We start from the raw sequence: 14,542 nt of genomic DNA on the forward strand, positions 1-14,542 counted from the left end.
GTGCCGGAATTGCTCAGCGACAGGTCGAGGTCGGTCACGAGGTCGGTCTGCGGCAGGCTTTCGGGGTTCAGTATGCCGCCGGGGATCAGGCTGATCCAGCTGCTGCTCTGAAGCACGCGGTGCTGCAGTTCGACCGAGCTGCCGGCGCCCTCGGTGCGGATGGTCTGCCAGACCAGGTGCGCGGCGCCGTTCTTGGCCGCGATCTGCGGCGTGGCGGCGATGGCGTCGGGCGCCTGGCCGGTAACGGTCTGGGCGGTAAAGCCGACGCCGGTGTAACGGCTCACGCCGATGGTGTCGGGCACGCCGTCTTCGCCGTTGTCCTCGGTGTAGGCAACCAGGATGTCGCCGTTCAGCCAGGCGACGCTTGCCGAATGGGCCGGTGCGTTCAGCACCAGGCCCCGGTTCGACCAGCTGCCGCCAAGGTCGGTGACAAGACGCACCTGGGCGTCATTGCCCAGGCCCGTCGAGTAGACCAGCGCCAGGTCGCCCGAGCTGTCCACGGCCACGTCGAAGCTGGCCACGCCACCGGGATTCGCGGCCGAAACCGGCCCCGCCGACCAGCTGCCGGTGAAGACCTGCGACAGCACGCCCGCGCTGGTCGAATAGACCACCAGCGGGTCGTTCGCCCCGTCCACCACGACCTGCAGGTCGCGCACGGCACCGGCGGTGCCCAGCGTCACGCCGCTGCCCAGCGCATCCCAGCCCGTGCCGTTCCATTCGCGTGCGACCAGCCTGTCGTTGCCGCCCACCGTCTCGATCCAGGCCAGCACCGGCCGGCCGTTGTTGTTGATGGCCATCGACAGGTTCGACAGCGTGGCATTGCCCGCCACGGCCAGGCCGGCGCCGGTGACCGAGCCGTCCATTTCCACCCATGTGTCCCCGAGGAGACGCGCAAGACGGACTCCGCCCCCGTCCCGCGGGTCGAGCCAAGCGGCAAAGCGCCGCCCGTCATTGGCCTGCGCCGTGGCGGTGCTGCTGTCGGCCAGCGCATTGGCGCCGGTCAGCTCCAGCCCCGGAAGGCCCGACAGGGTCGACCAGCCGCCGCCCTCGACCACGCGGCCTGGCAGGGCCTGGGCCACGGGGGCCTCCGGCACCTCGGGCGTCAGCACCGGGTCGGCGCTGCCGGCGCCAAGGCCCGCGCCGTCACCGTTGCCGCCGTAATCCACCACGTCGCCCGCGCCGGGGCCCGCGATGATGTCGTCATCCCCGGCCTCGCCGAAGATCAGGTCGTTGCCGGCCCCGCCGAAGAGCTGGTCGTCGCCGGTGCCGCCGAAGATCCGGTCGACCTCGTCCGTCGCGCCGTCGTTGCCGCTGGTGGTGCCGAAGATCAGGTCGTCATCGGCGCCGCCATCGACGATGTCGCGGCCAAAGCCGGCCTCGATCTCGTCGTCGCCTTCGCCGCCGTCGATCACGTCGTCGCCGGCGTTGCCCTGGATCGTGTCGTTGCCGCCCAGGCCCTCGATCCGGTCCGCATCCGCGCCGCCGATCAGAACGTCATGGCCGTCGTTCGAGCCGATCAGCACGTCTTCGCCGTCGTTGCCCCGGACCGTGTCGCCCGTGCCGCCGCCCGCGTAGAGGTAATCGTCGCCCGCGTCGCCCTGCACGAGGTCGGCGCCGAGACCGCCATCGGCATGGTCCTCGCCCGCGCCGCCGAAGATCTCGTCGTCGCCTTCGTTGCCGAACAGGCTGTCGATGCCGTCGCCGCCCGAGAGGCTGTCATCGCCCAACTCGCCATGCAGGCTGTCGCGGCCGGTGAGGCTGGTGAGGCTGTCGTTACCGCGCCCGCCGTAGCCCAGGTTGTCGCCTTCGCCCAGGTGGATCGTGTCGTCGCCCGCCAGGCCATAGGCGGTGTCGTCGCCCGCATCGCCGACGATGGAATCGCCAAGGCCCGTGCCCGCCACCACGTCCGCACCGAACATCAGGTCGCCGCCCGCGCCGCCGATCAGCACGTTCTGCATGCCGCTGCCCGCGCGCAGCACGTCGTCGCCGTCGTCGCCTTCCAGCCGGTCGGTCCCGGCGCGGCCCAGCAGCGTGTCGTCATCGGCGCCGCCGTAAAGGGAATCGTCCCCTTCGGCCCCGTCCAGCACGTCGGCGTCATCGCCGCCGGTCAGGCTGTCGTTGCCCGCCTCGCCCAGCACCAGGTCTTCGCCGGCGCTGCCCGCGAGCACGTCGTCGCCCGCGCCGCCGCGGATCACGTCGCGGCCATCGTCGCCGATCACCGTGTCGGCGCCCGCCTCGGCGTAGATCACGTCGTCGCCCGCATCGCCGTGGATCGCGTCGTCGCCGGTGCCGCCGTAGACCTCGTCCTGGCCCGCGCCGCCCGAGACGCTGTCGTTGTCATCGCCCGCGCGGATCAGGTCGTCGCCGTCGTTGCCCTGGATCTGGTCCGCCCCGGCTTCGCCGAGGATCGTGTCATGGCCCCGGTCGCCCAGGATCGTGTCGTTGCCGACGCCACCGAAGATGTGGTCCTGGTCGTCGCCGCCATGGATCGAATCCGCGCCCGCGTTGCCTTCGATCGAATCGTTGCCGCCGTCGCCCAGGATCGTGTCGCCCTGCGCGCCGCCGGTGATCGTGTCTGCGCCCGAGCCGCCGCCGATCCGGTCCGCGCCGTCCTCGCCGAAGAGGCTGTCCTCGCCCGAGCCGCCGGTGATCGTGTCGTCCCCGACATCGCCCCAGACCGTGTCGTTGCCCGCGTCGCCCGCGAGGTTGTCGTTGCCGGCCGCGCCGAGGACCAGGTCCTCGCCCTCCTGCCCGCGCAGGGTGTCGTTGTCGTCCTCGCCGTAAAGCGTGTCGTTGCCGCGCCCGCCCAGCATGCTATCGGCGCCGAGACCGCCGTACATCGTGTCGTTGTCGTCGCCCCCGTCCATGGTGTCGTTGCCGTCCTGGCCATACAGCAGGTCAGCCCCCGCGCCGCCGACGATGGTGTCGTTCAGCGCGCCACCCTCGACCAGGTCGTTGCCCGAGCCCGCGTCGATGCTGTCGGCGCCCGCGGCCCCGCGGATCGTGTCCGCCCCGGCCCCGCCGAGCACCACGTCGTTGCCGCCTTCGCCCAGGATGGAATCGTTGCCGCCCTGGCCGGCGACATAGTCGTTGCCGACACCGCCGACGATGATGTCAGCGCCGTCCGAGATGCCCGGCAGGGCCGTTTCGAGGAAGGTGTAATCGACATCCGGCTGGTAGTTCGCCGCACTCTTGTAGGCCGCGAAGAAATCGTCGTTGAGGTTCTTCTGCCCCTCGCGGAACGGGTTCAGCGCCGCGTCGCCGACGATGAAGTCGTCGCCATCCGCGCCCTCGGCATCAAGGAAGGACGCCTGCCCCGGCAGCGGCGGGGTCGGCGACACGCCGGCGTCGTAGCCGCCGATGATGGTGTCGTTCTCGCTGCCGCCGATCAGGATATCGTCGCCTTCGCCGCCCCAGAGCTTGTCGAGCCCGTCCTCGCCAAAGATCACATCCTCGTCCGCGCCGCCCAGAAGCTGGTCGTTGCCGGTCTGGCCATACAGCACGTCCCGGCCGCCGCCGCCCCAGATCGTGTCGTTGTCGGCCCCGCCGCGCAGCACGTCGGCGTTGTTGGCGCCGATGATCAGGTCGTTGCCCGAGCCGCCGTCGATCTCGTTCTCGCCGGCGCCGTTCACGCCGTTGCCCGACAGCGTGTCGTTGCCCGACCCGCCGATGATCGTGTCGTTGCCAAGGCCGCCGATGATGGAATCCGCCACTTCGGAGCCGCGCAGGATGTCGTCGCCGTCGCCGCCGTGGATGCTGATCGCGACCTGGCCGCCGCCCTCGAAGGCAAAATCGCCGATCATCGCCAGCGTGTCGTTTCCGCTGCCGAAATCGCCGATGATGCGGGTGATGTTGGTGCCTTCTCCGCCGTAGGTCTGGATGATCCCGAAGGCCTCGACCTTGTATTCGCCGCTGGGCAGGGCGGTGACCTTGTATTCCTCTTCGGTGATCCCGGTGAAATCGCCGCCCCGGTGGGTCTGGCCCCTTGTGCCCACGTTGAGGACAAGGTCAGTGCCCTCGATCGTGGCCAGTTCCGGCGGATCGATCTCGATGCAGGTCGGGATGTCGAAGTCGAGCAGGGTGATGTCCAGCACGTTGATGCTGGAGCTCGAGAAGATGTATTCGAAGACGATGTCGAGGTAGAAGGCGAAGCGCCCCGACACATCGAGGAAGCACAGCGGCCCGCCGTGGGCGATGTTGGCCGCGATCTCGCCGAAGCGGACCTTGCCGTCGCCCGTGCCCTCGGGCTGTTCCTGGCCGGGGTCTAGATGCTTGATCCCGTCGTGCAGGTCGAAGTTGATGGTCGCGCTGACCCCCGCCTCGGCGCCGACGCTGAGGCCGGGGAAGCCGACCGAGGCGCCGCCGAAGAGCTTGCCCTTGAGCCAGGCCTCGGGCACGTCCTCGGACCCGCCGTTGCGGTCGTCGAAGTAGAAACCCGATGCCAGCAGGTCGAGGTTCTCGACCCCGCCCCCGGCCTCGATGAAGCGGCGCGCACCGTAGGTGTCGTAGCCGAACGCGAGGTCCACACCGGCGTAAAGGCCGCCGCCGAACACCAGGTTGATGGGCGGCGCGTACCAGACGGGGATCGACTGGCGGTATTCGAAACCGACCGAGAGCGTCGGCATGTTGTAGTGGATCAGCGTGACGTCCTGCCCGAACAGCAGCCCCAGCGCCGAGGCCGGGTTGTCGAGGATCGGGAAGGACAGCGTGCCGGTCGGGATCTCGTCCGCGCCCTGGAGTTCGCGCGACAGGCCCCCGGCGCCGGCGCTGCTCATCTGGCTTTGCAGGTTGGCCTTGGACGACAGGATGGCGCCCGCGTCCAGCTTGGTCACGTCGAAATTGTCGCCGGTGAAGAAGCTGCCGAAGGCGTCCTTGGACGAGCCGGCGTTCATGTTGGCGCCCGACAGGTTGATCGATTCCGCCAGGGTGATGTAGCCCGCATTGGCGATGGACCGCGCCTCGTTGACGATGTTCAGCACGCGCACGGTCGAGGCGATGAAGTCGACCACCTCGTTGTCGCCGAACAGAATCCCCGCAAGGTCGATCAGCGTGACCGGCCGGCCGAAGACATCCGACAGCAGCGGCAGCGGCTTGTTCAGGATCTCGAGCAGCGGCTCGATTGGTTCGAGGAAATCCAGCACCGGCTCGAAGATCGGCAGCAGCGTGTCGCGGATGAAACCGCCGAGGTCGAGCTGGATGTTGTTCAGCGCGATCGAGGCCGGGTCGACATTGGCCGAGCCGATGGACCAGTCGGCCGCCAGCTCCGCCGTGAGCGACGGGAAGGCCGCGTAATCGCCGAAGCCGACCACGAGGTCGAGGTCGGCATTGGCCGTCAGGTTCCAGATCGGCGTGATCGTGGCCGAGCCGAAGCTGCTGAGGTTGACCCGCGGAGCCCCGCCGATGTCCAGCCCGATGCTGCCCGAGATGCCGGTCGGGTCCTTGGTGTGGGTCGAGCCGTTGACCTCGGTCGTGCCCTCCCCGGTCGAGATCGTCGCCTCGAGGAAGCCAAGCCGCCCCGTCGCCTCGAAATTCTCGGACAGGGTCGCGCTTAGGGTCGCCTCGAACTCCGGGTCGCCCTCGCCGGCGTCCGAGAGCAGGTAGAAGCCCGAGTTGCGCGACAGGCCAAAGCCGAAGTCGAGCGCCCAGTCGAGGTTGACGTCGATGGACGCATCCTCGCCGTTGTCGCCGCCGATCTCGAGCCCCAGCCAATCCATGCCGAGGTCCAGGTCGATCTCGCCCGAGGCGAGGTTTTCGACCCCGGCCAGGTGCAGCACGAGGTTGACGTCGTTGATGTCCAGCACGTTGCCGGTGAAGGTGTCGCCATAGGTCCAGGCGTGGACGGTCGCGCCCTCGGTGTACTCGAGGTCGATGGCGGCGGGCGCGATGCCGAAGACGGTGTTCATCGCGTCGATCAGCGCGTCAAAACCCGGATCGGCGCCGTTCGACCCGCCCAGGATCTGGTTCACATTGGCGCGGAACTGGGCGATGAAATTGGCCGCATCCCCCAGCTGGTCGCCGATCAGCGGCAGGTCGATGCCCAGCAGCTCACCACGCAGGATGTCCTCGATCGTCTTCAGCGCCAGGTCGATGCCCGCCTGGATGCCCGCGAAGGACCCCAGCAGGTTCATGTTCGCCACTTCGGCGGCAAAGTTCGGCGCAGTGATGGTGAAATCGGAGCCGGAAACGTTGGTGCCGGCGGCCAGCTTGCGCAGGATCTCGCCCAGGTCGCCCGTTTCGATGTGGATGGCGCCGATGTTGTTGCCTTCAAGCGGGAAATCCACTGGAAGATCAACGACAAAGACCACGTCGCTGGTCATCTGCAACGCGTTGCGCAGGGCCGTGCCGCTGGCGATCAGCGTGTCGATGTAGTGCCGCGTGGTGGCCGGGTTCAGCCCGAATTCCAGCGTGCCGCGATTGGCCGCGTCGCTGGCGCCGGAATCGTAGGCCGCGCGGCTGATCCGCGCCTCGCCGTCGCGCACGAAGACGCCCAGCGGGCCGATTGCCAGTTCGAAGTCGAGGTTGGTGCCGCCGGCCCAGAGGCCCAGCTCGATCCCCGAGCCGCCGCCCAGGAAGCTGCGCGGCGTGCCGCCCGAGAGCTCGATGCCGAATTGCAGGTTCGCCTCGGCCACCGCGTCGTAGCTGAGGTCGAGCGAGGCATTGGCGTCCACGAGGTCGCTGATGTTGTTCAGCCCGCCCAGCGAGCTGACGCCCAGATCGCCCAGGTCCACGCCAAAGGTCGTGCTGGCGGCCGATTGTGCCTGCAGGGTGATGTCAAAGACCAGCGCCGCGTTCAGGCTGTCCCAGGTCAGGTTCAGCTGCGAGGCATCGGCGAGGATGCCGATCTGGTTGATCAGGATGTCCTCGAGCTTGGTCTCGAGATCGGCGAGCCCCGCCGCCGGGTCGGCCCGGAACGTCTCGGCCGCGGCCAAGAACTGGTCGGCCAGCGCCACCAGGTCCTTCAGCGAATCCCCGATCACCGGGATCTTGGCGCCAAAGCCCGAATCCTCGAACCAGGCGACCAGCATCTGGCCCAGCTCGATCAGCGCATCGGCCACGTCGTCGGCCGAGAGGTTGCGGATATCGGCCAGGTCCCCGAGGTCGGGGAAGGTCACGTCCCAGTTGCCGGGATCGAAGAGGTCCGGCGCGGTGATCCCGAAGGTTTCGCTGCCCGAGAGCGAGAACAGCGTCGCCGCCGGTCCCGAAAGTCCCACGTCGGCGGTGAAGGAGCCCGCGACCGAGGTGCTGAGCCCGTCCGATCCGGTGAACAGCGTGTAAAGCTCGCTGGGGTTGGCGGTGATGTCGCGCAGGTAATGGGTGCCGGACACGAGGTCCAGCGTCACCGCGCCGTCGAAATCGAGCACGCCGTTGGTCAGCTCGAGGTTGACGATGCCCAGCTCGGCCGCGGCGCTCAGCGCGCCATCCACGGCGATGGTGGCGGTGCCCAGCAGGTCGTCCACGTAGAGCCCGTCGAGGATGCTCGAGGTGGCGATCTGCAGCGCCTGCGGGGCGCCGACCTCCTGCCGGGTGCCAAAGCCGATCTCGGCGGCGCCGCCGGCGTCCGTGGGCGCCGGTTCGATGACAAAGAGGTCGATGTCGTCGGTGATCATCAGGCTCAGCACGCCATCGGTGCCGGCATTGGCGATGACGGTCGACAGGCCCGCCGCCTGGCGCGCCACGTTCATCGGGTGCAGCGCCAGGTTGATGTCGGCGACCAGGTCGCCCCGGTTGAGGTTGGTCGCGGTGCTGGCGGCCGAGACGGTCACCGTCTGCGTCGGCCGGTCGCCGATGGTGATACGCAGCACCGCGTCGTTGTCCAGCTGCCCGTCGGCCGGCAACTGGCCGTCGCCCGTCAGGTAGACGGTCGTGCGGTCGCGCGCGGTGCCGAAGCCCAGCTTGGTATGGGCCGGGTCGGTCGCATCGGTGGCAAAGGCCATGCGGCCGCCCAGGCTTGAATCCATGGTCATGCGCAGCAGGCCGCCGGTCACGTCCACGTCGATCGCATCGGGCGACAGCGCGGGGCCGCGCCCGCCCTCTGGCAGGATCGCCCCGGCGCTGAGCGCGGCCGAGACGGCGACCTGCAGGTCGGCGGCCAGGTCCGCGACCGTCGCGTTGGTCGAGGTGCGGTCGGCGTCCAGCGTGACCTCGAGCCGGCTGTCGTCGGCCAGCACGAGCGAGAACCGCGCCCGCGTGCCAGGGTCGAGCCGGCCATTGGCGGGCGGCACCGCCAGCGCGGTCAGCGCCGTCGTCACCTTGGTCAGATCAAAGCCAAAGCTGACCTGCAGCGCCCCGGTGCCGGTCAGCGAGATGCTGCCGTCCGAGGTGAGCGAGGCAAGCCCCGCGAAATCCTGGTCGAAATCGAACCCGGCATTCACGCCCGCAAAGGTGTGGTTCAGCGTCAGGACGAAATCCAGCCGGTCATTCCAAGAGGTATAGGTCGAGGTCAGCCCGCCCGGCGGCACACCCGCGCTGGCCGCCAGCTGGCTGACCAGGTCGTCGAGGGATTCAAAGTTGCGGAAGCCGCTGGCGTCTTCGAGCAGCTCGTTCACCTGCTCGTTCAGCGCCACGCCCCAGTCGAGCAGGTCGGCCAGCGAGGCATCCGCAAAGGGCACCTTGGCCTGCATGAAATCGGCGCCCGACAGGCTCGAGAGCCAGCCGGCGAAGGCCTTGAGCGCGCTCAGCAGCGCGTCACCGTCGAGGTCCGAGAAATTGCCGAGCTCGTTGGCCAGCGTTCCGCTCATGACCATCGTGGGCGCCTCGCCCGACAGCGGGTTGCCCTGGAAGGTAAAGACGGCGGTGCCCGAACCGATGCCCGACAGCCCCGCGGTGGCGACGATGGCGCCCTGGATCTGCGCCGGACCGGCCTGGAGGTTCAAGAGCCCCTCGGCCGAAGTGCCCAGCATCTCGGCCAGGGTCAGCGGCGCGGGCAGCGTGCCGTTCGGCTGGGCGACCCCGCCGGTTACCTCGGCCGCGAGCGACAGGGTCGAGCTGTTGCCGAGCGCCAGGTCCACGACGCCCAGCCGCAGCGAGCTGCCGCCGGTGGTGTCGATCTGGGCGTCGACGCCCGCGTTGAATTCATCGACCCGCAGGAACACCGCGTCCTCGGCCGCGCGCAGCCCGTCAAGGTCGACGCCGATGGTCAGCCGCATCTGCACGGTCGCATCGCCGTTCAGCTGCGCATCCATCGAGAAACCGGTGGTGCCGTCGGCAAAGGTGATCGCCTCTCCCGCAAGGTCGCGGCTGAGTTCGAAGCCGATCTGCATGACGAAAAGGTCGCGGTTCGTGACCACGCCCAGCAGGTCCGCCGTCTGCTCTTGCGCGGCGGTGATCATCCCGGCGTACATGTTCGCCCGGTCCACCACGACCGACAGCGCGCTGGTCGCCAGCGCCTCGAGCGCATCGGCCGCCTGGGTCGCGGCATCCTCGGCCGCGGCGGTCGGGTTCTGGAAGAATTGCGTGATCGCGGTGGCCGCGCTGCCCAGCCCGTTCTCGAGGTCGAGGATCTCGGCCAGGGTCTTGCCGACCAGCGGCAGCTCGGTCTGCATCAGCGCGGTCTGGCTGGCCGATTGCGCGAACTGGTCCAGCCACGGCCCCAGCTGGCGCAGCGCGTCCAGCGGGTTGCCCTGCAACAGGCCGCTGCTGAGCAGCGAGCCGATGTCGCTGGGCAAGAGGTTCTGCAGGTCGGTCTGGTCAAAGTTGATCGTCGGCGCCGTGGCCGGCTGGTCGATCCGCCAGGCAAAGCTGACGGGCACGGTATCGACGCCGCCGGTGACGCCGATCTCGGTGCTGGCCTCGATCTTGCCGTTGACCACAGGGGTCGAAAAGACGCTGGTCCCGGAGGCCGCGAGCAGCTGGCGCAGGGTCGTGCGCCCGTCGATCGTGCCAAGGTCGGCCAGCTGCGTGGTGAAGGTCGCGTCGGTTGCCGGGTCGAGCGTGCCATCGGTGTTGCGCTTGGCGATGTTGACTTGCGTGTTGCGCGCCTCGACCCGCAGGGGGCCAAGCGAGGCGCCGGCCGTGAAGGGCGCGGGCGTCGTCACCCGCGCGCCCAGCGCCAGCGAGGTGGCCGGGCCGGCCACGAGGTAGAGCCTGTCCTGCAACGCCAGCGTCGGGTCCATCAGGATGCCGAAGCGCAGCGTCAGGTCGCCCTGCCCCTGCACTTGCGCGGTGCCTGAAAGGTCGATCTCTCCGACGCCGCCAAGGGTTTCCTGGATGCCGACATTCAGCGTCTCGTTGAAGGCCGCGCTGTCGGTCAGCGAAACCTCGAGCGCGGAACCGTTCAGCTCGACCAGGGCGGAATCGAACAGCGCCTGCAACGCGGCCTGCAGGCTGCCCGGGTCCGAGAAGCTGCTGATCGTGTCGATGGCGTCCTGAATTTCCTGCGCGAAATCGGCGATGCGCGCCAACTCGTCGCCAAGGACGGGGATGCCCCGGGCAAAGCCGCGCTCGGCCAGCTTGGCCAGCGCCGAGGGCAGCGCGTTCAGCGCGTCAAGCAGCGTCTGCTCGGACAGCGACTCCCACTGGGTCACGTCAAGGAAGGTGGCCGCGTTGGTGGTGAAGGTGCCGATGTCCGACAGGTCCGACCAGGTGGCGGTCAGGTCGCGCGGCAGGCCGGGGATGAAGGCGCTGTCCAGCGGCAGCGTCAGGTCGAGCGAGCCGCCAAGTTCCGCATAGGCGCCGGCATCGACGATGGAACCATTGAGCGCCAGCAGCGTGATCGTCGGGTCTCCGTCGCCCTGCGCCAGTCGCAGGGTCACGTCGGCATTGGCCGACCCGCCCGTCACGGTCAGGTCAAGAAAGCCGACCTGCGCCGCCGCGTTGATCCCCGTCAGCGAGGTCTGGATGCGGATCGCCGGCGCGCCGTCGCCCGCCATCAGGAACAGCGACGGCGTCCCCCCGCGCACGTCCACGCCAAAACCCAGCTGGCCCGACAGGGTCGCGTTGACCCCGGCCACGGTCGCGCTGGCCTCGAGGTCGATGGCGCCCGACTGCGTCCAGGCCACGTCCACGTCGCCATTGCGCGTGGTCGAAAAGCCGACGTCGAACACCGCCGCGTCATCGCGCCCGTCGCCGTCGAGGTCGACGCGCCGCAGGCCAAGGTCGGTCAGCGAGGCATGGCTCAGCACCGCCGCGCGCAGCTCGTCGATGTCGGTGAAGCTGCCCAGCCCGTCCAGCAGCGACTGGATCGAGGCGCCGGGATCGACCATGCCGGCTAGCGAGTCGCCAAAGAACGGCAGGTCGCCCAGCAGGTCGGAGGCGTTGAGGTTGCCGAGGAACCCGGTCGCCGCGCTGAAGAGGCCGGTGAAATCCCCCTCGGTCACGTCGCCGAAGCCGCCCAGCACGTCCAGCGGGCCCGAGACGTCGGCATTGGTCAGGTCGTCCAGCCAGTCCAGCTCGAACAGCTCGGCCGAGCCGAAGCCCGCATCGCCGGTGATGTCGACCGAGGCATCGCCCGACATCTCGACCGAGGCGCTGAGGCCGATGTCGCCGGTCAGGTCCGCCACGCGCAGGGCCGCGCCCGTGGTGGCGACCGTGGCGGTCGCGTTGACGGACGCGTCCACGTCGGCGGCAAAGTCCACGAATCCGAAATCGACCGTTGCCGCGAGGTCGGTCATGGTGCCCGTGGCCGAGGCGCTGATCGTGGCCGGCGCCACGTAGAAGCCGGTACCGTCGATCCCCAGCTCAAGCTGGATCGTGGCGGAAAACGCCGTACTCACCTGCCCCGTCACGTCAAGGCTGACGCCCAGCCCGCCATCATCGGCCGACAGGTCCAGCGCCGTGTCGCTGGCCGCGATGGTGCGCGTGATGTCCACGTCAAAGACCGCGTCGGCCCCCGTATGCCCGATCACCACGCTGACGTCGCCAAAGGCATCGCTGAAGGCGCCGTTCAGCGCCGCCACCAGCTCGTCCCCGGTCGGGTCGATGTCGGTGGCCAGGTAGGTTTCGATCTTGTCGGTCAGGTAGGTTTGCACCGTGGTCCCGAAATCAACCGCGGTCCCCAGAGTCCGGTTGATGACGGGCACGGATTGCGCCAGCGCCTGGTGGGATTGAAGCGTGCTCGCCCAGGTCTCGAGCGCCTGCACCCCGGCGGTCAGCGCCGCCGCGTCCCCGGTGAGATCGGCGTTCAGCAGGATGCGCGGCTCCAGCGCCTCCATCTCGGCCTTGCGTCGCGGCGCGGCCTTTCCGGCCACCGCCTTGCGACGGGGCTTGGACGAATCGGGCAGCGTCAGCCTGATGCCATTCCAGCTTGCCGATGCCTTCGTGAGTGCTGCGGAGGACGTGCCCCCGAACAATTGGGACCTGCGACCGCTCCAGCGACGTCTCATCGTTAAGTACCCTTGCAAAATGGCCTTGCCGGGGAAAAGCGTTGGGGACCGGTCAAAGCAGCTAAGAATGCAGGTAACCTAGCGGGAACCGACCCGTTCTGGCAAGCCCGCAGGGCCTGTGTCCTATGGGGGAATACCGGTATTGGCGTCCCCATGAGGCCCCGCATCGCGCCCGGCCCAGGCTGCCGGTCTGCACAGCTTTTGGCCAGCGCCGGACCCGGCCGCCCGGCCCCCGCACCGGGCCGCCAGTGCAAAACGCCGCGCGGACAAGGGCTTGCGCAGGCGGGTCAAGAAATCCTCAGCCCGCGGATGCAGGAAGCTTGCTTGTATTCGCCGGCCCGTTCGGGCGACCTAAGGCCCAAGACAGACCCTTTCGGAAGGACACAGGCACAATGGGCATCGAGGCAACCGGCGGCGAGATCGACATGGGCAAGTTCTGGCGCACCCTGGGCGAACGCCCGATCGGCGCCACGCTGGTCACCGCGCAGTCGGCAGATGGCCCCACGGGCTTTCTTGGCCTGTCGGCGGCGCATGTGACGGCGAACCCGCCGACCATGCTGGTGTCGATCGACAAGAAGACCTCGGCCCTGGCCGGGGTGATCGAGAACGGTCATTTCGCGGTCAACTACCTGCCCGAAGGCTGCGCCGAGATGGCCAATGCTTTCGGCGGCAAGGGCGAAAAGGTCTTCGAGGACGGCGCCTGGGACACGCTCGCCACCGGCGCGCCGGTCTACACCGAGGCGCTGGGAGTCTTCGATTGCGAGGTCGAGACGGTCGTGGAACACGGTGACATCTCGATCGTGATCGGCACCGTCAAGGGCATCCGCGCAAAGGGCGAAGGCGCGCCGTTGATCTTCTTCCGCGGGAAATTCCTGAGCGATTGATTGAGGTTGGCGCAGCGGGGTCGCCCGCCGCGCCGCCGGGGTTGATGAGGTTACAGCAGCGGGGCGACCCGCTGCGCCGCGGCGATCACGCGGCGATCCTCGGCCCGCCGCCCGACCAGCGACACGCCCAACGGCAGATCCTGCCCCGAGACCGGCAGCGTCATCACCGGCACCTGCAACGCCGTCCACATGGCATTGAAGAGCGGATTGCCCGGCCCCTTCCCCGGCGGTGCAAAGCCTGGGGCCGAGGGGGCGAGGATGGCGTCGAACCCCTTCGACATCTCCTCGAACGTCATCCGCAGCCGGGCCAGCGCGTCATAGGCCTCGAACATCTGGCGCGGCGTGTGACCGGCGCGCCGTTCGACCCGTGCGTGGAAATCGTCGTGCAGCAGCGCGGGCCGCGTCACGGCGAGGTTGAGGAAAGCCGCCGCCCCTTCGGAGTGCATCACGCAGCGGTGCAGGTCGTCGATGCCGGCAAAGTCCTCGGGCAGATCGAACGGGATCACGTCGGCGACCGGCGCCAGCCGCTCGGCCAGCGTGCCGAACAGCGCCAGCGTCTCCGGCTCCAGCTTGTCCGCGTAGGGCGTCAGGCACAGGCCCAGCCGCAGCCGCGCACCCGGCGCGGGCGCCTCGGGCAGGCGGTAGACATCGGCGAGCAGCGCGATGTCCTCCACCGACCGCGCGAAGAGGCCAATGGTGTCGAGGCTGACGGAATAGCGCTTGACCCCCTCGGTCGAGATCAGCCCCCAGCTGGGTTTCAGCGCCACGTCGCCGCAGAAGGATGCCGGCCGGATGGTCGACCCGCCGGTCTGGGTGCCCAGGCCCAGCGGCACGTGGAAATCCCCCACGGCGGCGGCGGTGCCCGAGGACGACCCGCCCGGCGTGCGCGTCACGTCATGGGGATTCGCCGTGGCGGCCCAGCGCCCGGCGGCGGCGAATTCGGTCGTGTCGGACTTGCCCAGCACAATGGCCCCGGCGGCGCGCAGCACCTCGACACAGGGCGCGTCATTGGCGGGGCGGTTGGTGCCATAAAGCGGCGAGTTATGCGTGGTCGGCAGGTCGCCGGTGTCGATCATGTCCTTGATCGCGATGGGAATTCCGGCCAGCGGACGCGGATCGTCCGGGGCGATGGCGGCGGCCTGCGCCTCCGCCTCGGGGTTCAGCGTGATCCAGGCGCGCACCTCCTTGTCGCGCGCGGCGATGCGCGCCAGACAGGCTTGCACGAGGTCCAGCGACGTCAGCCGCCCTGCCCGCATCTCGGCCCGCGCCTCGCTCGCGGTCAGCCGCGCGAGATCGGTCGTCACATCCTTCATCGTCCCGTCCTTTCCATGTGCAAAC

General features: G+C 69.0%; 3 protein-coding genes (1 of these 3 only partly in view). 1 reads left to right on the forward strand and 2 read right to left on the reverse strand.

The genetic code is table 11. The features are described 5' to 3' along the window. Window positions 1-12,320, reverse strand: the 5' end (the start) of a protein-coding gene (locus MF270_RS04930; RefSeq protein ID WP_238364739.1) for a right-handed parallel beta-helix repeat-containing protein. Its footprint begins 16,411 nt before the window's first position; only the first 12,320 of its 28,731 coding nucleotides appear in the window; the start codon lies at window positions 12,318-12,320; its stop codon lies beyond the left edge, outside the window. 392 nt (window positions 12,321-12,712) lie between these two features. Here MF270_RS04930 and MF270_RS04935 point away from each other — a divergent pair, with 392 nt between their 5' ends. Then, window positions 12,713-13,204 (forward strand): flavin reductase family protein, encoded by a 492-nt coding sequence (locus MF270_RS04935; RefSeq protein WP_238364740.1) that lies wholly within the window; start codon window positions 12,713-12,715, stop codon window positions 13,202-13,204. A gap of 50 nt (window positions 13,205-13,254) precedes the next feature. Here the strand turns inward: MF270_RS04935 and MF270_RS04940 are convergent, their stop codons facing one another. After that, window positions 13,255-14,517 carry an amidase gene (locus tag MF270_RS04940; protein ID WP_238364741.1) on the reverse strand — a complete coding sequence of 421 codons (1,263 nt, stop codon included), beginning with the start codon at window positions 14,515-14,517 and terminating at the stop codon, window positions 13,255-13,257. Between the last annotated feature and the right edge of the window lie 25 nt (window positions 14,518-14,542).

Source organism: Mesobacterium pallidum (assembly GCF_019966535.1).
GTDB classification, from domain to species: Bacteria; Pseudomonadota; Alphaproteobacteria; order Rhodobacterales; family Rhodobacteraceae; genus Mesobacterium; species Mesobacterium pallidum.

What these genes read in the sequence shown, in the direction of transcription:
- MF270_RS04940 (WP_238364741.1), bottom strand. Translation starts at nt 14,517, where the DNA reads ATGAAGGATGTGACGACCGATCTCGCGCGGCTGACCGCGAGCGAGGCG.
- MF270_RS04935 (WP_238364740.1), top strand. Translation starts at nt 12,713, where the DNA reads ATGGGCATCGAGGCAACCGGCGGCGAGATCGACATGGGCAAGTTCTGG.